The sequence below is a fragment of the Amycolatopsis marina genome (assembly GCF_900111885.1).
In the GTDB taxonomy this organism is placed as follows: domain Bacteria; phylum Actinomycetota; class Actinomycetes; order Mycobacteriales; family Pseudonocardiaceae; genus Amycolatopsis; species Amycolatopsis marina.
Genome location: NZ_FOKG01000012.1, coordinates 193,749 through 215,783 on the forward strand (window position 1 = coordinate 193,749; position 22,035 = coordinate 215,783).

The window sequence follows — 22,035 nt, forward strand, 5'->3', positions numbered from 1 at the left end:
CGGGTTTGGTCGCGGCACTTTCCCGGGAAAGTGCGAGTCAGAACTGCAGGCCGAGCACCGCCGCACCGAGGGTGTACGCGGCCAGTGTGATCAGCACGAGGCCGACGACGTTCAGCCAGACACCGCCCCGCATCATCTGCCCCATGGTGACGTGCCCGGAGCCGAAGACGATCGCGTTCGGCGGGGTCGCGACGGGAAGCATGAACGCGCAGGTCGCCGCGAGCGCCGCGGGCACGACGAGCAGCATCGGACCGGTACCGAGGCCCACCGCGACACCACCGAGAATCGGCAGGAAGGCGGCCGCGGTGGCCGTGTTGCTGGTCAACTCGGTCAGGATCAGCACCAGTCCGGCGGCCACCGCCACCAGCAGAATCGTCGGCAACCCACCGAGGGCGCCGACCTGGTCACCGATCCACGTGCTGAGCTCGGTCGCGGTGAACTGGCTGGACAGGCTCAGCCCGCCACCGAAGAGCAGCAGCACGCCCCACGGCAACGTCTTGGCCGTGTCCCAGTCGAGGGTGCGCACGCCGGCGCGCGCGTCGACAGGAAGCAGGAACAGCACGACGGCCACGGTCATCGCGATTCCCGCGTCGGAGATACGCGAGAGCCACGGCAGCGCACCCCCGATCGTCTCGGTATCGGCAAGCACGGGGATGAAGATCCACGACAGTGCCGCGAGGACGAACACCACGAGCGCGTTCCACTCGCCGCGGCTCATCGGTCCCAGCGCGTTCAGCTGCTCGCGGATCATCTCGCGGCCGCCGGGCAGCGTCTTCATCTTCGGCGGGAACACGAACTTGGTCAGCACCAACCAGGCCACCGCGAGGAACAGCACCGCGATCGGCACGCCGAACAGCATCCACTGGCCGAACCCGATCTGGATGTCGTGGTTGTCATCGAGATAGCCGACCAGCAGCGTGTTCGGCGGCGTCCCGATGATCGTGCCGAGCGAGCCGATCGAGGCGGCGTAGGCGATGCCGAGCATCAGCGCGGTGGCGAAGTTGGTGTCCCGCTCGCCGTTGCCGAGCTGCAGCGTGAGGCCGAGCACGGAAAGCCCGATCGGCATCATCATCACCGTGGTCGCGGTGTTGCTCACCCACATACTGATGAAAGCGGTGGCGATCATGAAGCCGGCGATCAGCATGACCGGTTTCGTGCCGACCGCGAGTACGGTCCGCAGCGCGATCCGCTTGTGCAGATTCCACCGCTGCATGGCCAGCGCGAGCATGAACCCGCCCATGAACAGGAAGATCACGTCGTTGGCGTACGGGCTCGCGGCGTCGTCGATGTCCGCCACCCCGAGTGCGGGAAAGAGCACCATCGGCAGTAGCGCGGTGGCGGGCAGCGGCAACGCCTCGGTCATCCACCAGACGGCCATCAGGACCGCCACCGCCGCCGTCGCCCGTGCCGGGGCCTGCAGCGACGTGGGCAGGAGCAGGAACGTCAGCAGTGCGAGCACCGGGCCCGCCGCCAGCCCCGCCCACTGTCGTCGAACGGTCTTCGGACCCACCCCGGGTTCGGCTGCCGTCTGCGCCTCCGGCTGTGACATCGCTCACCTCCGCGTCTCGGTCCGGGCAATCTACCGTGACTTCTCCACACAGTCAGGGCCACCCGAGTGCGCACTCGGGTGGCCCTGGAACGTCTGCGGGAGGTGTTAGCCGAAGAAGACCTGCGCCTCGGCGTAGCGCTCCGGCGGGACCGTCTTCAGTTCGGCGGTCGCCTCGGCGAGCTTCACCCGCACGATGTCGGTGCCGCGCAGCGCCACCATCACGCCGAAGTCGCCGTCGGCCACGGCGTCGACGGCGTTGAGCCCGAAGCGGGTGGCAAGCACCCGGTCGTAGGCGGTGGGGGTGCCACCGCGCTGGGTGTGCCCGAGCACCACGGCCCGCGACTCCTTGCCGGTGCGGGCGGCGATCTCGTCGGCGAGCCAGGTGCCGATCCCGCCGAGGCGCACGTGCCCGAAGGCATCCTTCTCGCCACTCTGCAGCAACTCCGCGCCACCCTCGGGCAGTGCGCCCTCGGCGACGACGATGATCGGCGCGTACATGCGCTCGAACCGGCTCTCCACCCACTCGACGACCTGGTCGACGGAGAACGGCCGCTCCGGCACGAGGATGACGTTGGCGCCACCGGCCAGACCGGAATGCAGGGCGATCCAACCAGCATGCCTGCCCATGACCTCGACGACGAGCGCCCTGTGGTGCGATTCGGCCGTGGTGCGCAGCCGGTCGATCGACTCGGTCGCGATGTGCACGGCCGTGTCGAAGCCGAAGGTGTAGTCGGTGGCGCCGAGGTCGTTGTCGATCGTCTTGGGCACGCCGACCACGCCGATGCCGTCGTCGGTCAGCCGCTTGGCCACACCGAGGGTGTCCTCGCCACCGATCGCGATGAGCGCGTCGATCTTCTGCTCGGCGAGCGTCGCCCTGATCTGGTCGACACCGCCGTCCTCCTTGTAGGGGTTGGTCCGCGAGGAGCCGAGGATGGTGCCACCACGCGTCAGGATCTCCTCGACGTCGTCCAGCCCCAGCGGCCTGCTGTCCCCAGTCATCGGGCCCTTCCACCCGCTGCGGAAGCCGACGACCTCCCAGTTGTTCACCTCGATGCCCTTGCGGACCACCGCGCGGATCACCGCGTTCAGTCCTGGGCAGTCGCCACCGCCGGTCAGCACACCGACTCGCATTAGATCAGACCTCCGCTTGCGCTGATTTGTCCTGCGTCACACTGTCGGCGCCAGCCTAGCGGGAACCGACTTGATCGTTGCAGGAGATCCGCGAGGAACCGGACGAAAGACGCGCGGCCTCTAGCATGTGGCCATGACGACGGACCTGTTCGCGGGCATTCCCGTCCGCGACTACGCGGCGTCGACAGCCTGGTACGAGCAGCTTTTCGGCACCCCGCCGGCGTTCCTGCCCAACGACGTCGAGGCGGTGTGGGAGCTCGCCGACCACAGGTACTTGTACATCGAGGTGCGGCCCGAGCATGCCGGGCACGCCATGCACACCGTCTTCGTCAGCGACTTCGACGCCCGGATCGCCCAGATCGCGGCACGGGGCCTGGAGCCTGCCGAACGCGAGACCTACGAAAACGGGGTCCGCAAGGCCGTCTTCCGCGACCCGGACGGCAACGAGATCGGCTTCGGCGGCGGGCCGGAGTGAGCGGGGCGGAGGGCGGCCGCGCCCCCTGCGTGCTGTGCTACGTTGGCCGCGTGAACGCAGTCGTGCGCTATTTCTGGTTTAGCAGGCCGGCCCCGGGTGGGCCAGCCGGCGACACCGTGCGCTGACTTCCCACCCCTCGAGCCGGATGACAGACCGGCTCGACGGGACATCGACGGGGCGGTCTGTGGAAAGGACCCCCGCGATGCACTCCCCCACTTCGTCGGACACCGACCGATCGGCTGTTGCCGGTATCGATCCGCAGTTTGACCTCGACAACCGGCGAACCACGAGCATCAGCCCGCTGCTCTCCCCCGCCCTGTTACGCCAGGAACATCCCATGAGCGTGGCGGTCGCTAAAACCGTCGCGCAGGGCCGCGCCGAGACCGTCGACATCCTCGAAGGCCGCGACGACCGGCTGCTCGTCGTGGTCGGACCGTGCTCGGTGCATGACCCGGCCGCCGCGCTGGACTACGCACGCAGGCTCGCCGAGCACACCGAGCCGCTGCGCGATCGGCTGCACATCGTGATGCGCGTGTACTTCGAGAAGCCGAGGACCACGCTGGGCTGGAAGGGCCTGATCAACGATCCGGACCTGGACGGCAGCTTCGCGGTGAACAAGGGGCTGCGGCTGGCGCGGCAGCTGCTGCTGGACATCTCCGCGCTCGGGCTCCCTGTGGGCTGCGAGTTCCTCGACCCAATCACCCCGCAGTTCATCGCCGACACCGTGACGTGGGGGTCCATCGGCGCCAGGACCGCGGCAAGTCAGGTGCACCGGCAACTGTGCAGCGCGCTGTCCATGCCGGTGGGGATCAAGAACTCCACCGAGGGCGACGTCGGCGTCGCGGTGGACGCCACGAAGGCCGCCGCATCCGGCCACGTGTTCGCCGGGATCAACGCCGACGGGCTGGCCGCGCTGCTCACCACCTCGGGCAACCCCGACTGCCACGTGATCCTGCGTGGCGGATCGGCCGGCCCGAACTTCGACAGCGGCGCCGTCGCCGACACCCTGGGCAGGCTGCGGACCGCCGGGCTGCCCGAGCGGGTCATCATCGACGCCAGCCACGGCAACAGCGGCAAGGACCACGTCCGGCAGGCCGCGGTCGTCGGTGAGCTCGCCGAGCGCATCGGCGCGGGCGAGCGCGGCGTCACCGGACTGATGTTGGAGAGCTTCCTCGCCCAGGGACGCCAGGAGTTGACCCTCGGCAAGGCGGACGAGCTGCGGTACGGACAGAGCATCACCGACGCCTGCATGGACTGGGCGACCACCGCGGAACTGCTCGACCGCCTCGCCGACGCCGTGACCCGGCGCCGCTTGGTGGCGGTTGACGCAGGTGATGATCTTGCTCGGTAGTACTTGCAGACGTACCTAGCTTGCGAAGCCGCGGCTGCGGCGGACGTCCTCGATCACTCGCCAGCGCTCCAGGTTGTGCCGGGCGTCGGCCAGTGAGTCGTGGGCGTCCTCCGGGGCGGCGGGCAGCTTGGGCTTGCCGACGTCCTCCCAGCGTTGCCGCAGATCGCGGGTGAACCGCGGCAACTGTCGCGGCAGCGCGGGCATCGGGCCCCACAGCTGGGCCAGCGCGACGTGGTCGTAGGCGGCGAACCAGGCCCACAGCTCGATGCCGCCCTGTGGCTTGCCGAAGAACTCGAGCAGGTCCGCCCTGATCTGCTCCCGGCTGCGCCAGGCGCGGTTGGCCGGCGAGGGCAGCTTCGGCAGCACGTTGTCGCGGACCCACGGGCCGGCCCGTCCCGGATCGAACTCGGTGGAGACGGCGTAGAACTCGCGGCCGTCCGTGTCCACGACACCGATCGACACCAGATCGATCGTCACGCCGTCCTCGATGAATTCGGTGTCGTAGAAGAATCGCACCGGTGCACCTTAGAGGGTGCCGTTTGGGTGTGGATCAGCCCGCCTTCGACTGCGGCAGCCGGGCGGCCTCATGGGCCGAGGCCTGCGCGGGCACGGCCGCGCTGACACCGGCGGCATCGGCCACCGCGAGCTCCTTGGCCCGCGCGGCGTAGATGTCGACGTACTCCTGGCCGGAGAGCTCCATCAGGGCGTACATGATCTCGTCGGTGATCGACCGCTCCACGAACCGGTCACCGGCGAGACCTTCGTAGCGGGAGAAGTCCAGCGGTTTGCCGAACCGGATCTCCAGCCTGCGCGGCCACCACATCTTCGAGCCGATCGGGTTGACCTTGTCGGTGCCGATCATCGCGACCGGCACGACAACGCCACCGGACTCGAGTGCGATCCGGGCCACCCCCGTCTTGCCCTTGTACAGGCGCCCGTCCGGCGAGCGGGTGCCCTCGGGATAGATGCCGAGCAGGTGCCCCTCCCGGACCAGCCGGGTCGCGGTGTCGAGTGCGGCCTGGGCCGCCGAACCACTCGACCGGTCGATCGGGAACTGGCCCACGCCGGTGAAGAACCACTTCTTCAGCGTGCCCTTGACACCTTTCTCGGTGAAGTACTCCTGCTTGGCGGGAAATGTCACCTTCCGCTTCACGTACGCGGGCATGAAGAACGAGTCGGCGACGGCCAGGTGGTTGCTCGCCAGGATGGCGCCGCCGCTGTCCGGGATGTTCTCCGCGCCGACGACCTTGGTCGGCCAGAACAGCCGTAACAGCGGCCCGAGGAACACGTACTTCATCAGCCGATACAGCACTGCGACATGCCCTCCTTGACACCGGCACTCCGACCGGCCGTACCCTGCGCGATCAGCAACGACCCACCCCGAACGTTCACCCTAGGAACCGGGACCGCAACCGCACAACGGCTGACCCCCGGTTGCGCGCTCGCAGCGACCCATCTCACAGGACGGACGGCTTCCGCACGCCGACGGTACGCGGGGTGCGTAACAGACGACCACCACCCACCCGACCATGTCACCATGGGTGTTGACACGTACTAGGGAAGGCAATCGGGCATGGCACTGCTCGCTGGCGCGGAACCGTTCTCCCACACCGGCACGTCCGGCACGGGAATTCTGCTCTGCCATGGATTCACCGGCACCCCGGCCAGCATGCGGCCCTGGGGCGAACACCTCGCCGAAGCCGGCTTCAGCGTGCGCGGGCCACGGCTGCCCGGGCACGGGACGACCTGGCAGGAGATGAACCGGACGCGCTGGACCGACTGGTACGACACCGTACGGAGCGAACTGCTCGATCTCCGCACCAGCTGCGACACCGTGTTCGTCTTCGGGATGTCGATGGGCGGCACGCTGGCACTGCGGCTCGCGCAGGAGTTCGGGCCGGACATCGCCGGCCTGGCGCTGGTCAATCCTTCGGTGCTGACCCTGCGCCGCGATGCCAAGCTGCTGCCGCTGCTGTCCGGGGTGCTGGCCTCGGTGCCGGGTGTGGCAGGTGACATCGCCAAGCCGGGGGTCACCGAGCTCGCCTACACCAGGGTGCCGGTGCGGGCGGCCGCGAGTCTGAGCCAGCTGTGGCGGCTGACCAGGGCGGACCTGCACAAGGTGACCCAGCCGCTGCTGCTCATGCACTCGGTCGTCGACCACGTCGTGGAACCGGTCAACTCCCGGGTGATCGCCGAGGGGGTACGCAGCAATCAGCTCGTCGACGTACCCCTGGAGCACAGCTTCCATGTCGCCACGCTCGACAACGACGCTCCGCTGGTCTTCGAGCGCAGCGTCGAGTTCATCCACTCCGTCCAGCAGGTGCAAACGACATGAGCAGAATCGACGGACACGAGGGCCCGGAGGACGTGGACGCGGCCTTCGCCAGGATCGCCGCGGACCTGCGTGCCGAGGGCATCGGCACGCAGGAGGCCAGGGAACGGGACCAGGGAGAACCTGACGCACCCACCCAGGAGGAGCGGCCCCAGGAGCAGACGCGGCCCGCGGAACAGACCTCCACCAGCGGCTGGCGGGACAGCGGCAGCGAGTGGGACGAGACCCTCTTCGGCCGTGATCCCTCGGCAACCAACCCGGAGGACGACGACGAGCACTTCGTCCCTCCCGAGCCACCGCCGTTGCCACGTCCCCGCCGCGGCGCTGTGGTGATTCTGCTGTTCTTCGTGCTGTCCCTGCTTCTGCTGATCGCACCGGGGATACTCGGCCTGTCCAGCAGGGTCGGTCTGCCGCTGGGCATCCTCGGTCTCACCGCGGCGATCGCGCTGCTGCTCCTGCGCGTCAAGCAGGGCCCGCCGGACGGCGCGGACCCGACCACCGGCGCCCAGGTCTGAGTGTTGCCAAAACGCGCGTCACCACGAGTCCTGCGCCCCGCCTCCCGCTCGTGGGCTTCGCCGCGCGCGTTCTTCTGAGGCAGAATTGCCCTGAAGCTCCGGTTCGCCAACAGGCTTCGACACGCCAGGGGCGGGAGGGGGTGGCGCCATGCGGATCGACTTTCATCCGTCTCGCCGTTCCACGGTCGGCGCCGAGTGGGAGATCGCCCTCGTCGACCGGCGCACCGGGGAGCTGGCTTCGGTGGCCGAGCGCATTCTCGACGAGCTGCGGCCCGCTGACGCCGACAGCCACCCCAAGATCAAGCAGGAGTTGCTGCTCAACACCATCGAGGTGATCTCCGGGGTCTGCTCGACCGTTCCCGAGCTGAGCGCGGACCTGGCCGAATCCGTACAGCTGGTGCGCTCGGTGACCGACCCGCTCGGCGTCGAACTGTTCTCCGCTGGTACACATCCGTTCTCCACCTGGTATCAGCAGAAGGTCACCGACAAGGAGCGGTACGCCAAGCTGATCGAGCGCACCCAGTGGTGGGGCAGGCAGATGCTGATCTACGGCGTGCACGTTCACGTCGGGGTGGACCACCGGGACAAGGTGCTGCCGATCCTGGACACGCTGTTGATCTACGCCCCGCATCTGCAGGCGCTGTCGGCGTCGTCGCCGTACTGGGGCGGCGAGGACACCGGGTACGCCTCGAACCGCGCGCTGATGTTCCAGCAGCTGCCCACCGCCGGACTGCCCTTCCAGTTCCGGCACTGGTCGGAGCTCGAACGATATGTCGACGACATGTTCGTCACCGGCGTCATCGACCACTTCTCGGAGATCCGCTGGGACATCCGGCCCGCACCACATTTCGGCACCGTCGAGATGCGGGTCTGCGACGGCGTTCCCACCCTTCAGGAGGTCTCCTCGATCGCCGCGCTGACCCAGTGCCTCGTGGACGACTTCAGCGCCAGGCTCGACGCGGGTGAGACGCTGCCTTCGCTGCCGCCGTGGCACGTGCAGGAGAACAAGTGGCGGGCCGCGCGCTATGGGATGGAAGCGATCATCATCCTGGACGCCGCCGGCAACGAACGCCTGGTCACCGAGGATCTCGCGGACGTGCTGGAGCGGTTGGAACCGGTGGCCAAGCACCTCGAGTGCGTTGCCGAGCTGCGCGGGATCGAGACGATCCTGCAGCACGGCGCGAGCTACCAGCGACAACGGGCGGCGGCCAGGCAGTGCCACGGCAGTCTCAAGGCCGTGGTGGCCTCGCTGATCACCGAGATGCGCGACGGGCTGGGCTGAGCGTCCGCGGCCCGTCCCGGTCAGCGAACCTGGGAGTCCAGCAGGTGCAGCAGCGTCGAGGGGCCGAGCACGTCGGCGCCCTCGCCGCGCACCCGCTCGCGTAGTTCGCGGTCGGCGGTCACCACGACAACGTGATCCCGCGGCCGTTGCGTCCGGACCCTGCGTGTTTCGTCGACGATGGCCGTATCGCCGTCTGTTCGCGCGGCCACCACCTCCACGTCCTCGTGCGGCTCGATCCCGGCGGCACGGCCCTCGACCACCAGCAGCACCCGGGGCCGCCAGCACCAGTCATCGGCATCAGGTACCGGAATGTGGCTGCCGGGGACATCGATGTGCACCAGCGCACCCAGCCGGTCCCGGAGCCGGACGGCCGCGGCCGCCCTGTCCCGCCACCAGCCGTCCGGCCGCGAGCCGACCACGTTCGCGGCATCCACAACCAGCACCAGCCTGCGTTCGAGCTGCGCGCGCAACCTGGGCCATGCCGCGGCGAAGTCGCGGTGCAGGCGCAGCGCGGGAACGTCGTCCGGCGCGACCCAGCGCAGTTCCGCCGTCTCCCTGCTGACCTCCTTCGGCCGTACCTGCGCGCCCACCGTGGCCAGCACCGTCGTGTAGCGCCACGTGACGTGCTCCTCGGTGGACGTCGCCGTGACCCGGACGGCAGCGGGGTCGATCGCGGCCTCCTCCTCGGCCTCCCTGGTGGCCGCCTGCGCCGGACTCTCCCCCGAGCGGATCGCCCCGCCTGGCAGGGCCCAAGTGCCGCCGTGGTGGGTCCACCAGGCGCGCCGCTGCAAAAGCACACCGCGGTCGGGGTCGGACAGCAGGAGACCGGCCGCCCCGTACAGGCCCCAGTGCCGGTGACCGCACGCGCACCGAACGAATCCATCGCCGTCGCCGAGCAACATGAATCCAGCTTGTCACACGCCGGGCCCCCGCCCTTCCGGCCGCAGCTGCTCGGTCAGCGCTTGTCCGAGAACTCGGGTCCGCGATCGAATCGCCAGGGCCCTGACTCCCCGGCACGATCCGGTTCCTCTGGTTGACGCCCTGCCGCCTCGATAGCGGGACTATGTCGGCCGAGTTCCACAAATCACCTCGACCCCGCAAACCACAGTTCGCAGCTGCTCGGTCAGCCGCGCCGCGCCAGCACGTCGCGGTCGCGGGCCAGTGAGGCCGCGCCGACGATGGTCGTCTCGTCCCCGAGCTGCGCCCGGCGGATCCGGGCGAGCGGGCGGTGCCGCGATCCGGTGACGGCGGCCGCGTAGTGTTCCCGCGCCTCGTCCAGGAACAACGGCGCCGATTCCGACACCCCGCCCGCGATCACCACGACCTCCGGGTCGTAGATATCGGCCACCATCGCCAGGCCCTCGCCGAGCCAGCGGGCCAGTTCGGCCATCGCCCGCTGGGCGATCGGGTCACCGTCCCTGGCCGCGGCGGCCACCCTCCGACCGGTCACCGACCCCGGGTCACCCGCCACCTCACGCGCCAGCACCGTGGAACGGCCGGGATGCTGTGCCAGTAGTTCGATGGCGGTGGTCGCCAGCGCCGTTCCGCTGCAGTAGCGCTCCCAGCACCCGTCCTTGCCGCACGGGCACGGACGGCCGTGCGGGACCATGCACAGGTGGCCGAGTTCGGGCGCGACGCCGTGCGCGCCACGGAAAATCGTGCCGTCGAGCATCAGACCCGCGCCGATTCCGGTCCCCAGCGCGATCAGGGTTGCCACGCGTGCTCCCCGTGCCGCACCGAATCGGTGCTCGCCGACGGTGGCGGCGTTCGCGTCGTGCTCCAACGTGACCGGCAGGCCGACCCGTTTCTCGATTCGGTCGGCCACCGGAACCGCCCGCCACGCCAGGTGCGGCGCGAACATCACCGTGCGCCGGTCCGTTCCGACGAACCCGGCGACCGCGAGGCCCACCGCCGCGACCTCGTGCCGGTGCCGCAGCTGCTCGACCACTCCGGCGATCGCGTCCTCCAGCGCCGCCTCGCCGGTGGGCGTCCCCACCCGTGCGGTGTCCAGCAGCGCACCCTGCTCGTCCACGACGCCGGCCCGCACGCTGGTGCCTCCGACGTCGACGCCGATCGCGAGCACTACCGTTGCCCGTTTCCCTGGCCGGGCTGCCACTGCGCCCGTCGCCGAACCTCGATCCGCTGCACGCGCGGAGCCGTCGCCGAGCTGGCATCGGCGCGCACGGGATCCTCGGCGCGGACATCCTCCGGTCGTGGCGCGGGACGGTAGCCCGGCATGTGCACACCCTCCTGCGGCTGCCAGCGATCCGCGAGGACGGCGCGCAGCAACGCGACCAATGCCGCCGCCTGCTCCAGCAACCGGGCGGCGAATTCGGGTCGCTCGCCGCGGACCACCGCAACGATCGCACACAGTGGACACCAGTCGCATCCGGGACCGGTGTCGTCCGGTCGCTCGGCGCCGGCCGTGCCGTGTCCGGCCGCGATCACCCCGTCCAGCCAGGGGGCGGCCCGGTCGACCACCAGCTCGACCAGCAGCCGGATCTCCTCGGCGAGGCTGGTCACGTCCTGTTCGTCCCAGTGTCCCGCCGCACCGTGCTCCGTCATCGCTCGTCCTCCTGGCGCCGGAGCGAGACCAGCAGGCCGCGCGCGTCGGATTCCGCACCGGTGATCTGGCACGGTCGCAACAGCTCCGGCAACGCGATCAGCCTGCGGAATCCGTCCACTGTGATCGCGAGGTCGTCGTCGACCCGCGCCAGGTCCACGGCGGACTGACTGTCGAGCGGTAGGGCCACTCGGAGTTCGTAACCGTCGTCTACTTCGGACACCTGCAGCAGCGGGGTCACGCCGGTGTCGCCTCCGTCGAGCGGGTCGTCGTCGCCGTAGAGTTCACCCGCGATCTCCAGCAGCGCGGTCAGGCCGACCGGCTCCTCCGCCCGGTGCTCCACGGGCCGGATCAGCCGCTGCTCGAGCCCGGAGGCGACGAGGTCGGCGAGCACCTGGTTCTGCTGCCTGCGCCGGGTCCGCAACCAGGACGCCGCCGAGCCACGCCACAGGCCCGGGGCGGGCACCAGGCGATTTACGACCAAGCCGTCCACCCTGATCCCTCGCAGCGCGAGCGAGGTGAGCGTGCGCCCGGTCTCGGCGGCGACCACCCGCTCGGGCGTCAGGACAAGGCGGACGGTGGTGGTCGCCGGGTCGGTCAGCAGCTCGCGCAGCGACTCCAGGTGCGCACCCAGCCGCCGGACGGCGTCGGCTGTCGCACCACGCCCCCTGCCCGCGAATCTCGACTGGCGGACGACGAGCTTGCGCAGGTATCCGGCGATGGCCTCCGGCAGCGCCAGCAGCCGCAGCGTTTCCGCCGTGGGTCCGCAGTCGACGACGACCGTGTCCCACGGGCCGTTCGCGGCGAGCCTGCGCACCTCGCCGAGGGCGAGCACCTCGTCCACTCCGGGCAGCACCGTGAGTTCGGCCGCGTCGAGCGAGTCGACCCCGACACCGGCGAGCGCGTGGCGCACCTGCTCGCGCAGGTCAGCCCAGGACTCGTCGAGCAGGCCGCGTGCGTCGATCTGCACGGCGTACAGCCCGTCCGCCACCTCGGCGGGTTCGCCGGTCAGCGGGCGGTCGACGGCGTCACCGAGTGAATGCGCCGGATCCGTCGAGACGACCAGGGTCTTCCGGCCCTGCCGGGCCAGTCCGGCCGCGGTGGCCGCGGCCAGGGTCGTCTTGCCGACACCCCCCTTGCCGGTGAACAGCAGGATTCGCACCCTGGTTCTACCCCTCCGCTCGGCGCTTGAGCTCCTTCAGGGCGGTGTCCATGATCATCTTCTCGGCCTTGCGGCGCAGCAGCCCGATCATCGGCAGTGCCAGCTCGACGGACAACGTGTAGGTCACCAACGTGCGCTCACCCTTGCGCTCCAGCACGTAGCGGCCGTTCTGGGACTTCTGCATCTGTCCCTTGACCAGGTGCCAGCTCACCGAGAGGCCGTCCGCCGCCCAGTCGTACTCGAGGGTGTAGACGTCCTTGACGGGTCCGGCGTCGAGGGTGAACCGGACCTGCTTTGCCCGGCCGGCATCATCCTCCGCCAGCACTTCCGTCTCGCGGACCGCCTGCGCCCATTCCGGGTACGCGGGCAGGTCGGCGATCACCGCCATGATTCGCTCGGGCGCCGCGTCGACCTCGATCGACTGCGTGGACTGCTCGGCCATGGGCACAACTTACCGTTTCGTCGTCGTCACCAGCGCAGCACGTAGGAACGCTCGGTCTCCTTGAAGTGGCCGACGTTACGGCACTCCGTCCTGCCCCACCGCCGGTGCGCCGACAACGGCTGGTGAACGTGCCCGAACAGCGAGCAGCGGGGCTGCTCCTTCTCGATCATCTCGAGCAGCGCGGACGAGCCGATCTCCGCACGCCGGGCCACGACGTCGTAGGTCAGGTCGGCTATGGCGGGCGGGATGTGCGTGCACAGCACGTCGATCCCGGACAGGCCCGCGACGGCGGCGTCGAAGTCCTCGGGACTGCGCAGGTACGGCCGCCACACCGCGGCCTTGCGGGGGACGACGCCCTCGGGCAGCAGCGCTCCCCCGACGAACCCGAACCGCAGCCCGCCGATCTCGGCCACCTCGCCGTCGAGCACCCGCACGTCCGCACCGGCGTACTCCGGCCAGATCGAGGGGGTGTCGACGTTGCCCGGTGTGGCGTAGGTGGGTGCGCTCAGCGCGCCGAAGAGCGTGGCGTACTGCTCCCTGATCGCCTCGTCCACCGCCGCGGCGGGATCGTCCAGGCTCGACCAGAGCGACCGGGAGTAGGCAACGGTCTCGTCCCTGGTCCCCTCCCGGCGCAGGCGGGCGAACGTCGCGACCTTCTCCGCCCCGAACAGGGCCCCGAGGATGCCGTTGCCGTGATTCTGGTAATCCACGAAGTCGATCAGGTCGCCGAGCACCACCAGTGCGTCGGCTCCCTCGCCCGCCCTGGCCAGTGCCTCGGCGTTCCCGTGCACGTCGGAGACGACATGAACCCTCACAGCACCAGTCTCCCGCACCCGATCAGCGCTCGCCGAATCGCCCCGGAGTCACCAACGGCGGGCCCGGTGTTATCGATTGTTCCTCGGCGGTATCCCGGGTTCCCGCCCGTCCTCCAGGATCTCCTTCAGGCCGAGCGCGATTCCCTTGGCCGCCCGCGCCCTCCGGTCGAACTCCCGGCGCAGTCCGGCGGGACGCAGCGCCAGCGGCGTGCCGTCCTCGGCCGCCGGGGTCGCCCTGAGGAAGTAATGCAGCAGGGTGCCGTCGAGGACGGGCTCGAGCCAGACCTCCATGGTGCCGACGAGCGCGCCACGTACCGTCCAGCGCAGACCCTTGTCGCCACGGTCGGTATAGACCTCGAGCACGAGGTCCGGCCAGTACCGTGTCCAGGATCGCGAGTCCGCGAACGCGGCGGCGACGGTACCCGGAGGGACGGCGAGGAAGGTCTCGTCGACGATGTCCAACGCGGGGACGGAGTTGTCGGAATCGGACACGCGTGCAGAATGTCATGCCAATGAGGAACCTCTGCGACCACCATGGTCAATCAGGTATGGGACAGGTTAAGTTGACCGGCGAGTAACATCCGCTCCCGGTGTCTATTTCGGAGGTCCACGTGCGCGAATACAGCGCTCCTGCAAGTCGGACGGTCGCTGCCGACGAGAATCTCGCCGACGTCGTGTGGGCCAATGCCGAACGCTTCGGTGATGTGGTGAGTTTCCGCCGGCACATCGACGGGTCCTGGATCGACGTCACCGCCCGCGAGTTCGCGGCTCAGGTGCTCGACGCGGCGAAGGGCCTGCTGGCCGCTGGCATCGAGAAGGGCGACCGGGTCGGGCTGATGTCCAAGACCCGGTACGAGTGGACACTGCTCGACTTCGCCATCTGGGCGGCGGGCGGTGTCACGGTGCCGATCTACGAGACCTCCTCTCCCGAACAGGTGCACTGGATCCTGTCCGACTCCGCGGCCAAGGCGGTCATCGTGGAGACCGCCGAGCACAACGCGAGCCTGGACGAGGTGCGCGGCAGGCTGCCCGAACTGGCCCACTCCTGGCAGATCGACGGCGCGCCAGGGGCACTCGAGCAGCTGAGCACGCTCGGGGCCGAGGGGGCCGATGACGACGTGCACACCCGCCGCCGCTCGGTGCCGTCCGACGCCCTCGCCACGATCGTCTACACCTCGGGCACCACAGGTCGCCCCAAGGGCGTACAGCTGACCCACCACAACCTGCTCAGTGAGATCCGCGCGGACATCGCTGCTTTCCCCCAGTTCATGTCGCAGGGCAACTCGCTGCTCGCGTTCCTGCCGCTGGCCCACATTCTGGCCAGGGCCATCGTGATGACCGCGTTCACCGCGCGAGTCACCCTCGGCCACACCGCGGACATCACGAACCTGGTGGCCGACCTCGGCACCTTCCGCCCGACCTCCGTCGTCGCCGTTCCCCGCGTGTTCGAGAAGGTTTACAACGGAGCGAAACTCAAGGCGCACTCCGACGGCAAGGGCAAGATCTTCGACGCGGCCGAGGCCACCGCCGTCGCGTACAGCCAGGCGCTGGACGGCGGCGGCGCCGGCCTCGGTCTGCGAGTCAAGCACACGGTCTTCGACAAGCTGGTCTACTCCAAGCTGCGGGCCGCGCTCGGCGGCCGCTGCATCGCCGCCGTGTCCGGCGGTGCCCCGCTCGGCGCCCGTCTCGCCCACTTCTTCCGGGGCATCGGCGTGCCCGTGTACGAAGGTTACGGGCTGACCGAGACCTCGGCCGCGGCCTGCGTGAACACCGAGAACGACTTCAAGGTGGGCACCGTCGGCAAGCCGGTGGCCGGGACCTCGGTCCGGATCGCCGAGGACGGCGAGATCCAGCTCAAGGGCGACGTGGTCTTCAACGGCTACTGGAACAACGAGAAGGCCACCTCCGAGTCGCTGCAGGACGGCTGGTTCTCGACCGGCGACCTCGGTGAGCTGGACGATGAGGGCTTCCTCAAGATCACCGGACGGAAGAAGGAGATCATCGTGACCGCGGGCGGCAAGAACGTCGCCCCATCCGGCCTCGAGGACACGCTGAAGTCCAACCCGCTGATCAGCCAGGCGATGGTGGTCGGTGACCAGCGCCCGTTCATCGGCGTGCTGGTGACGATCGACGAGGAGTTCTTCCCGACCTGGAAGTCCCAGCACGGCAAGCCCGCCGACGCCAACGTGGCCGACCTGGCCGACGACGCGGACCTGCAGGCCGCGGTGCAGGAGGCGGTCGACGCCGCGAACAAGCAGGTCTCCCAGGCCGAGTCCATCAAGAAGTTCACGATCCTGCCCCAGGACTTCACCGAGGCGGGCGGGGAGATCACCCCGAGCCTCAAGCTCAAGCGCAACGTGGTGAACAAGAACTACGCCACCGATATCGAGGCCCTGTACGGCAAGTGAGGCTCGCGCCCCCGCTCCGGCACCGGGGCGGGGGCAGCAAGGCTGTCGTCAGAGAACCAGCGGGACCACAGGAGTCGGCTTGTCCGACAGCGGCAACTGGTAGCGCTGGGTCAGGTACGAGGCGATGTCGTGGAACAGCGGGGCCGCCGAGTGTCCTTCCGGCAGCGTGGTGTCCGGCGCGTCGAGCCAGATGCCGACGACGAACCGAGGGTTGTCCGCGGGCAGGATCCCGGCGAACGTGATGTTGTACAGGTGGTCGCTGTAGGCCTTGGTGGCCGGATCCACCTGCTGCCCCGTGCCGGTCTTGCCGGAGATCTGGTATCCCTCCACCGCGGCGGCGGGCGCCGTGCCGTTGTCGTTGCCGCCCTCGTTCTGCGTCACGGCACGCATCATGTCCTTGACCGTGTTCGCGGTGTTCGGGCTCACCACCTGCTGCGTACCGGGCGCGGGCGCCGGCTCCCGCTTGCCGTCCGGGCCGGTCTTCGAGGAGATGATCCTCGGCTCGACGCGCAGGCCGTCGTTGGCGATCGCCTGGTACATCCCGGCCATCTGCAGGACGGTCATCGAGAGGCCCTGCCCGATCGGCAGGTTGCCGAAGGTGGTCGCGTACCAGTTCTCCCGCGCCGGAACACTCCCGGGGCTCTCCCCCGGCAGTCCGACGCCGGTGCGCTTGCCCAGCCCGAACCGCTTCAGCATGTCGGCGAAACGTTCCTCACCGACCTTCTCCGCCAGCATCAGGGTGCCGACGTTGGATGACTTGGCGAAGATGCCGGTGGTGGTGAACTTCTGCGTCGGGTGCTCCCAGGCGTCGTGCACGACGTGGTCCGCGACCTTCTTCGAGTCCGGCACCATGAGACTCGACTCGGGGGTCGCCAGACCGTATTCGATGGCCGCCGCAGCCGTGACGATCTTGTTCACCGAACCGGGCTCGAACGGTATGGACACCGCCTTGTTGTTCAGCAGTTCGGGCTTGATGTCGGTCAAATTGTCGTTCGGATTGAACGTCTTGTCGTTGGCCAGTGCGTAGACCTCGCCGGTCTTCGAGTCCAGGATCACCGCGCTGCCGCCCTTGGCGCGGGACTTCTGCACGTAGGCCGCCAGCTTGTCCTGCACCACGTACTGCAGGTCGGAGTCGATGGTGAGTTCCACGTTGGAGCCGGGCGTCGCGGCCTGCAGATCACGCTCGGTACCTGGGATGACCACGTTGGTCCCTTGAGCCGTGTCCACGAGACGCTGCCCCGGAGTTCCGGCGAGCGTGTCGTCCAGCATGCTCTCCAGACCGGCGAGGCCCTGCAGATTGTGCTTGGACACGTCGGGATCCTGCATCTGCCAGTTGGCGACCCCGACGATGTTGGCCGCCACCTTCTCCCCCGGGTACTCCCGTTTGGCCCGCTTCTCCATCCCGATCTCGGGGAACTTGTCGGTGATGTCCTCGGCGACCGAGGGCTCCAGCTCATCGACGAGGAACGTGAACGGCCCGTCCTTGTGGAACCGCTTCAGCAGGTCCGCCTCGGTGGTCTTGTCCGGGGCCTTCCGCGCGATGTACTCCGCCGCCTCGGCGGCCCGCGTCCGGAAGTTCTTGCCCTCCTCCGGATGGTCCTTCGCGTACGTGTCCCAGGTCTTGCGCATGGCCCGCAGACTCACAGTGAGCGTGCGGGTCTCCACGGTGAAGGCGAGCTTCACCCCGTTTCGGTCCACAATGGACCCACGTTGGGCCGGAATGTCGATCGCCTCGGTCCGCTGGCGTTCCGCCTTCTCCGACAGCGCCTGTGCCTCGATCGCCTGCACCTGCACGAGTTTCAGCCCCGCGACGGCGAGCACCACGACGAGAATGATCCGGACCGCGGTGAACCGGTTGCGATTGCCACCGAGTACCTGGGTGTCGCCGCCGCGGCGGGCACCCGCGGAGTAGGTCCGCCGGGAGCCCGCGCCGGAGCGACCACCACGGGACTGGCCCGCCATCAGGGAGCACCGTCGCCGGACTCGCCCTGCGGTCCGGCCGCTCCCGCGACCCGGTCGGCGTCGGAATCACCCGCGCCACCCTCCGGGTCGGTGGCGGCGGGCGACTCGTCGGCGGCCGGATCGGGCTGGGCCGGAGGTGCGGTGCCCTCCGCCTTCTTCGGCTCACCGACAACTCGGATGCTGCCGTCCGGCTCGACGACGATGTGCGCGGGGTCCGTGGCGGGAACCATGCCGAGCGCCTTGGCCCGCTCGGCGAGCGCGGACGGCGACTCCTGCCTGGTGACCTGCTGCTGCAACTGCTCCTTGCGCTCGAGCAGCCGGGCGTTGGTCTCGTTCAGCTCGTCCAGCCGATACGTGTCGGCGATCGCCTGGGTCGACAGCCACAGGGTGGCGGCCACACCCGCGGCGAGCAGGCCCATCATCACCACGACGAACGACGCGCGCGACTGCGGACCCCGCAGGCGCGGCAGCCACTTCCGCCTGCGCGCGAGTTCGCCGCCCCGCCGGGCGCCCTGGGAAAGCTCGGCACGCTGCGCCCGGCGGGCGTAGGCCCGTTCGGCCGCGGACGTCCGCTGCGCGGGCTGCTGGCGAGCGCGGGAAGGCCGGGGCGTCTCGGTGGTCGTGGTCGCCGAGCGGGCCCGCTGCCGGGCGGCGCGAGCGGTCGTGGACCTGGCCCTGGATCGTGTTGGCGCTGTCATCGCACTACCTCCGTGGCGAAAAGAACCTCGGCGGTCATGTCGTCTCCCTGATCCGCTCGGCCGCTCGCAGCCGCACCGAGGCTGCTCGGGGGTTCTGCTCGATCTCCGACTCACTCGCCTTCTCGGCGCCGCGGGTCAGCAACCTGATCTCGGGCCCGTGCCCGGGAAGCTCGACGGGCAGGTCCTCCGGCGTGCGCGACTTCGCCAGCTCGACGAAGGCCCGCTTCACCATCCTGTCCTCGAGCGACTGGTAGGACTCCACGACGATTCGGCCGCCGGGTGCCAGTACCGACAGGGCGGCCGGCATGGCGGCTCGCAACGTCTCCAGCTCACCGTTGACCTCGATCCGCAACGCCTGGAACGTGCGCTTGGCCGGGTGACCGCCGGTGCGCCTGCTCGGGGCGGGCACGGTGTCGTAGAGCAACTTGACCAGACGTTCACTGCGGTCGAAAGGCTCGCGCTCCCGCTCGGCGACGATCGTCTTCGCGATCCTGCCCGCGAAGCGCTCCTCGCCGTACTCCCGCAGGATCCGGGCCAGTTCGGCGGCCGGGTAGGTGTTGAGCACGTCGGCGGCGGTGCGGCCGGTCGTAGGGTCCATTCGCATGTCGAGGGGAGCGTCCCTGGAGTAGGAGAAGCCTCGCTCGGTGCGGTCGAGCTGCATCGAGGACACGCCGAGGTCGAAGAGCAGACCATCCACTGTGGACAGTCCGAGTTCGGCGAGCACGTCCGGCAACTCGTCGTACACGGCGTGGACGAACCGCACCCGGTCCCCGTGGCGGGCGAGCCGCTCCGCGGAGCGCTCGAGCGCGGCGGGATCGCGATCCAGCGCGATGAGCCGTAGCTGCGGGTGCGCGGCGAGCAACGCATCGGAGTGACCGCCGAGACCGACCGTGGCATCGACGAGAACCGTGTCGGGAGCGGCCAGCGCGGGGGCGAACAACTCGAGGATCCGGTCCAGCAGAACCGGAACGTGCTCAGCGCTCTCCGTCATGGCCAACCCCCTTTCCCCGATGCCGCCCGCCCGACGAGGCAGTCGAGTCGGTCGAGTTCCCGGGGCCCGCCCGAGACCGTCGATGTCGTCAGGTCTCCGCCCGCCCGCTACGAACCTGGTGCCGGGGAAGGTGCACCAGGGCCGGTGAGCGGACAGAGGCCTCACGACATCCACTTCGACCCGTTTCGGCTTCGGCGACAGCCGGCCGACCGAACGCGTTTTCTCGACTCAGAAGACGCCCGGCAGGACCTCTTCTCGAGCCTTCGCGTAGCTGTCCTCGTGATCCTCCAGGTAGCCCTGCCACGCCTGGGCGTCCCAGATTTCCAATCTGGTGATCGCACCGATCACCACACACTCCTTGTTGAGCCCGGCATATCGCCGCAACTCGGACGCGATCGGGATGCGCCCCTGCCCGTCCGGCCGTTGTTCGTCCGTTCCGGCGAACAGATAACGCTGGTAGGCACGGACCGCCTCATTGGTGAACGGCGCCTCTGCCACCTTGCGTGCCATCTGCTCGAACTCGTCGCGCGGGAAGACGTACAGGCAGTGATCCTGTCCCTTGGTGATCATCAGCCCACCTGCCAGCGCGTCGCGGAACTTCGCGGGCAACGTCAGCCGCCCTTTGTCGTCCAGCTTCGGGTTGTGGGTGCCGAGGAACATCGGCCGCCACCTCCCTACCGGGCCCGGAGAACTTCACGAGGTAAGAAATCCACCGAAACCCGGCCACGGGGCTCCCTTCTGCCCCACTGGGCACCACCGTACCCCACTTTCCACCACAGTCAACGAGGAAAGCGCTGAATCGGGGGACGGATTTTTGCGTTCCCGCAGGTCACAGCGGTGGGGTCAGAGTGGGGGCTGGTGGGGGAACATCGCCGCCACGGGTGAGAACTCGCTCTCTCCAGCGAGCCGAGAAGCCGAAATCCGGCTGCGGACAACCCCAACGGAGCAGCGCCGCCCACCGGATCCACCTCCCGGTGGGGAACGGTGGGGGGCGACGTGGGGACGCTCGAAGCGGCCGTGCTCAGACGGCTTCGTCGATGATGTCGATCAGGCGGGCGGCGAGGCGGGCACTGTCGACGGGGGCGATGCTCAACCAGTCCTCGCCGCCGCGACCAGGAGCGACGGCGCCCAGGTAGGCGCCGACGTCGGTGACGAACCAGCTCATGCCGCCGACCCGGCACAGCCGTCCGTTCTCCCGCACCCGCACGGAGAACTGGCCTGCGCCGAGCACCGGGCGGGCCTGGATCGCGAGGACCTCGCGGATCTGCTGCTCATGCGCGGCCGACCCCGGATCAGCGGAACCGCCGGCCCCGCCGTCGTCGAACACCGGATCCCGCACGGTGGATCCCAGCGCGGACGCGGGCAGGCTGACGCCGTATCCGGGACCGGGCTCCAGCTCCGGCAGCACACCGACCGCCGCGGGCACCAGTTCGGTGTCGCGGATCTCGGAGAGACCGATCGTGCGCCGGGGTTGTGCCGCGAGAACGGCCTGGCTGCCCGCTGCGGCGGCGATCGCCCGCAGCGGCTCGGCTTCCGCCATGTCGACGAGCGCCTCGCACTCGACGACCAGATCGGCCGAGGCGAGCACCTCGAGCCGGTTACGCAGGTCGGGGTCCAGCTCGCCGTCGGCGAACAGGCCACGCTCGGTCAGGTTGGCGTACACGTCCCGCCGGATCTCGGCTCGCTCCCCATGGGTGCGGCCCACACTGTGCACCAGCAGTGGTCCCGGAGGCTCCCGGTGTCCCAGGTCGGACCAGAGGATGTCGAACGCCGAGGCCGAAACCCGGATCACGGGGCGTCCGAGGTCAGCGCGGGCGGTGCACCGAAGCCGGCCGCGGGTACCGCCGCCCGCAGGCCCGCGTCCCGGCTGTTCATCACGTCGATGGCCTTCTGCCGGGCGCTCTCCGACTGCGCACGCAGGGCGGTGAGCCGATCGGACAGCCCGATCAGTCCGGCGATGTCACCGCTGAGCGCCGTCTCCCTGATCACCGCGCCGGGGTCGTACTCGACCGGCTCGGGCATCTCCGCCTTCGCCTTGGCCGAGATCGCCGCCTGCTGGCTCACCGACTCACCAAGCGTGGACGAGACTCCTGCGGCCTCGTCCGACCAGGTGACCGCGCGCCCGAGCACCGAGCGCAGCGCCTCCCCTGCCGAGCCCTGCCACAACTCCGTGCTGCTGTCCGAGAGCCTGCGCAACCACTCGGCGGAATCATGCATCCGGGCGGCGAGATCGGCCCACTCCGCGCCGATCTCCCCCGCTGCCGCGGGATCGTTGCCCGCCTCCACCTCGGCCCGCATCGCAGCGTGGCTGTAGGACTCGTAGCGCCGCTCGGCGCTCGGCACCTGTCGCTCGCTCATC

General features: G+C 69.4%; 23 protein-coding genes. 6 read left to right on the plus strand and 17 right to left on the minus strand.

What is annotated here, in order from left to right; translation table 11 throughout:
- Positions 1-37: 37 nt before the first annotated feature.
- Positions 38-1,549, minus strand: coding sequence for an SLC13 family permease (locus BM199_RS20430; RefSeq protein WP_091674861.1), 1,512 nt, complete (start codon positions 1,547-1,549; stop codon positions 38-40).
- A gap of 105 nt (positions 1,550-1,654) precedes the next feature.
- Complete coding sequence (locus BM199_RS20435; protein WP_091674862.1) at positions 1,655-2,680, minus strand: 6-phosphofructokinase; 1,026 nt, start codon at positions 2,678-2,680, stop codon at positions 1,655-1,657.
- A gap of 133 nt (positions 2,681-2,813) precedes the next feature.
- Here BM199_RS20435 and BM199_RS20440 point away from each other — a divergent pair, with 133 nt between their 5' ends.
- Positions 2,814-3,155 carry a VOC family protein gene (locus tag BM199_RS20440; protein WP_091674935.1) on the plus strand — a complete coding sequence of 114 codons (342 nt, stop codon included), beginning with the start codon at positions 2,814-2,816 and terminating at the stop codon, positions 3,153-3,155.
- 202 nt (positions 3,156-3,357) lie between these two features.
- Complete coding sequence (locus tag BM199_RS20445; protein ID WP_091674863.1) at positions 3,358-4,506, plus strand: 3-deoxy-7-phosphoheptulonate synthase; 1,149 nt, start codon at positions 3,358-3,360, stop codon at positions 4,504-4,506.
- A 15-nt stretch (positions 4,507-4,521) separates the two neighbouring features.
- On the opposite strand, the gene BM199_RS20450 is transcribed toward BM199_RS20445, so the two are convergent.
- Both BM199_RS20450 and BM199_RS20455 read right to left on the minus strand, forming a co-directional pair.
- Positions 4,522-5,022: a polyadenylate-specific 3'-exoribonuclease AS gene (locus tag BM199_RS20450; RefSeq protein WP_091674864.1), complete on the minus strand. Its 501-nt coding sequence runs from the start codon at positions 5,020-5,022 to the stop codon at positions 4,522-4,524.
- 34 nt (positions 5,023-5,056) lie between these two features.
- A complete protein-coding gene (locus BM199_RS20455) occupies positions 5,057-5,818 on the minus strand; it encodes a lysophospholipid acyltransferase family protein (RefSeq protein ID WP_091674865.1) in 762 nt (253 codons plus the stop codon).
- 261 nt (positions 5,819-6,079) lie between these two features.
- Between BM199_RS20455 and BM199_RS20460 the strand changes: the two genes are divergently transcribed.
- The 3 genes from BM199_RS20460 to BM199_RS20470 all read left to right on the plus strand — a co-directional run bounded on the left by BM199_RS20460 (position 6,080) and on the right by BM199_RS20470 (position 8,635).
- Positions 6,080-6,841, plus strand: coding sequence for an alpha/beta hydrolase (locus BM199_RS20460; RefSeq protein WP_091674866.1), 762 nt, complete (start codon positions 6,080-6,082; stop codon positions 6,839-6,841).
- Positions 6,838-7,353, plus strand: coding sequence for a hypothetical protein (locus BM199_RS20465; RefSeq protein WP_091674867.1), 516 nt, complete (start codon positions 6,838-6,840; stop codon positions 7,351-7,353). Before BM199_RS20460 ends, BM199_RS20465 begins: the two co-directional genes overlap by 4 nt.
- A 148-nt stretch (positions 7,354-7,501) precedes the next feature.
- Complete coding sequence (locus tag BM199_RS20470; RefSeq protein ID WP_091674868.1) at positions 7,502-8,635, plus strand: glutamate--cysteine ligase; 1,134 nt, start codon at positions 7,502-7,504, stop codon at positions 8,633-8,635.
- A gap of 20 nt (positions 8,636-8,655) precedes the next feature.
- Here BM199_RS20470 and BM199_RS20475 read toward each other — a convergent pair whose 3' ends face one another.
- From BM199_RS20475 to BM199_RS20505, 7 genes are all read right to left on the minus strand, one after another.
- A complete protein-coding gene (locus BM199_RS20475; RefSeq protein ID WP_091674869.1) occupies positions 8,656-9,537 on the minus strand; it encodes an NUDIX domain-containing protein in 882 nt (293 codons plus the stop codon).
- Positions 9,538-9,758: 221 nt separating this feature from the next.
- Positions 9,759-10,718, minus strand: a complete 960-nt coding sequence (locus BM199_RS20480; RefSeq protein WP_091674870.1) for an ROK family glucokinase — start codon at positions 10,716-10,718, stop codon at positions 9,759-9,761.
- Positions 10,718-11,200 carry a hypothetical protein gene (locus tag BM199_RS20485; RefSeq protein ID WP_091674871.1) on the minus strand — a complete coding sequence of 161 codons (483 nt, stop codon included), beginning with the start codon at positions 11,198-11,200 and terminating at the stop codon, positions 10,718-10,720. Before BM199_RS20485 ends, BM199_RS20480 begins: the two co-directional genes overlap by 1 nt.
- Entirely contained in the window at positions 11,197-12,360 is a 1,164-nt protein-coding gene (locus BM199_RS20490) for an ArsA family ATPase (RefSeq protein ID WP_091674872.1), read from the minus strand. Before BM199_RS20490 ends, BM199_RS20485 begins: the two co-directional genes overlap by 4 nt.
- 7 nt (positions 12,361-12,367) lie before the next feature.
- Complete coding sequence (locus BM199_RS20495) at positions 12,368-12,802, minus strand: SRPBCC family protein (RefSeq protein ID WP_091674873.1); 435 nt, start codon at positions 12,800-12,802, stop codon at positions 12,368-12,370.
- Between the two features lie 26 nt (positions 12,803-12,828).
- Positions 12,829-13,617, minus strand: a complete 789-nt coding sequence (locus BM199_RS20500) for a metallophosphoesterase family protein (protein WP_091674874.1) — start codon at positions 13,615-13,617, stop codon at positions 12,829-12,831.
- Positions 13,618-13,686: 69 nt separating this feature from the next.
- Complete coding sequence (locus BM199_RS20505) at positions 13,687-14,109, minus strand: polyketide cyclase / dehydrase and lipid transport (protein ID WP_091674875.1); 423 nt, start codon at positions 14,107-14,109, stop codon at positions 13,687-13,689.
- 119 nt (positions 14,110-14,228) lie between these two features.
- On the opposite strand from BM199_RS20505, the gene BM199_RS20510 reads away from it, so the two are divergent.
- Positions 14,229-16,025 carry an AMP-dependent synthetase/ligase gene (locus BM199_RS20510; RefSeq protein ID WP_091674876.1) on the plus strand — a complete coding sequence of 599 codons (1,797 nt, stop codon included), beginning with the start codon at positions 14,229-14,231 and terminating at the stop codon, positions 16,023-16,025.
- A gap of 48 nt (positions 16,026-16,073) precedes the next feature.
- Here the strand turns inward: BM199_RS20510 and BM199_RS20515 are convergent, their stop codons facing one another.
- From BM199_RS20515 to BM199_RS20540, 6 genes are all read right to left on the minus strand, one after another.
- Entirely contained in the window at positions 16,074-17,987 is a 1,914-nt protein-coding gene (locus tag BM199_RS20515) for a peptidoglycan D,D-transpeptidase FtsI family protein (protein ID WP_091674877.1), read from the minus strand.
- Positions 17,987-18,685 carry a cell division protein FtsL gene (gene ftsL / locus BM199_RS33930; protein WP_177242705.1) on the minus strand — a complete coding sequence of 233 codons (699 nt, stop codon included), beginning with the start codon at positions 18,683-18,685 and terminating at the stop codon, positions 17,987-17,989. The genes BM199_RS20515 and ftsL overlap by 1 nt, the downstream gene beginning before the upstream one ends.
- 34 nt (positions 18,686-18,719) lie before the next feature.
- Entirely contained in the window at positions 18,720-19,676 is a 957-nt protein-coding gene (gene rsmH, locus BM199_RS20525) for a 16S rRNA (cytosine(1402)-N(4))-methyltransferase RsmH (protein ID WP_091674878.1), read from the minus strand.
- 228 nt (positions 19,677-19,904) lie between these two features.
- Positions 19,905-20,336 (minus strand): division/cell wall cluster transcriptional repressor MraZ, encoded by a 432-nt coding sequence (gene mraZ / locus BM199_RS20530; RefSeq protein WP_091674879.1) that lies wholly within the window; start codon positions 20,334-20,336, stop codon positions 19,905-19,907.
- A gap of 361 nt (positions 20,337-20,697) precedes the next feature.
- Positions 20,698-21,468 (minus strand): ESX secretion-associated protein EspG, encoded by a 771-nt coding sequence (locus BM199_RS20535; RefSeq protein ID WP_091674880.1) that lies wholly within the window; start codon positions 21,466-21,468, stop codon positions 20,698-20,700.
- Positions 21,465-22,034, minus strand: coding sequence for a PPE domain-containing protein (locus BM199_RS20540; RefSeq protein WP_091674881.1), 570 nt, complete (start codon positions 22,032-22,034; stop codon positions 21,465-21,467). Before BM199_RS20540 ends, BM199_RS20535 begins: the two co-directional genes overlap by 4 nt.
- Position 22,035: the final 1 nt, after the last annotated feature.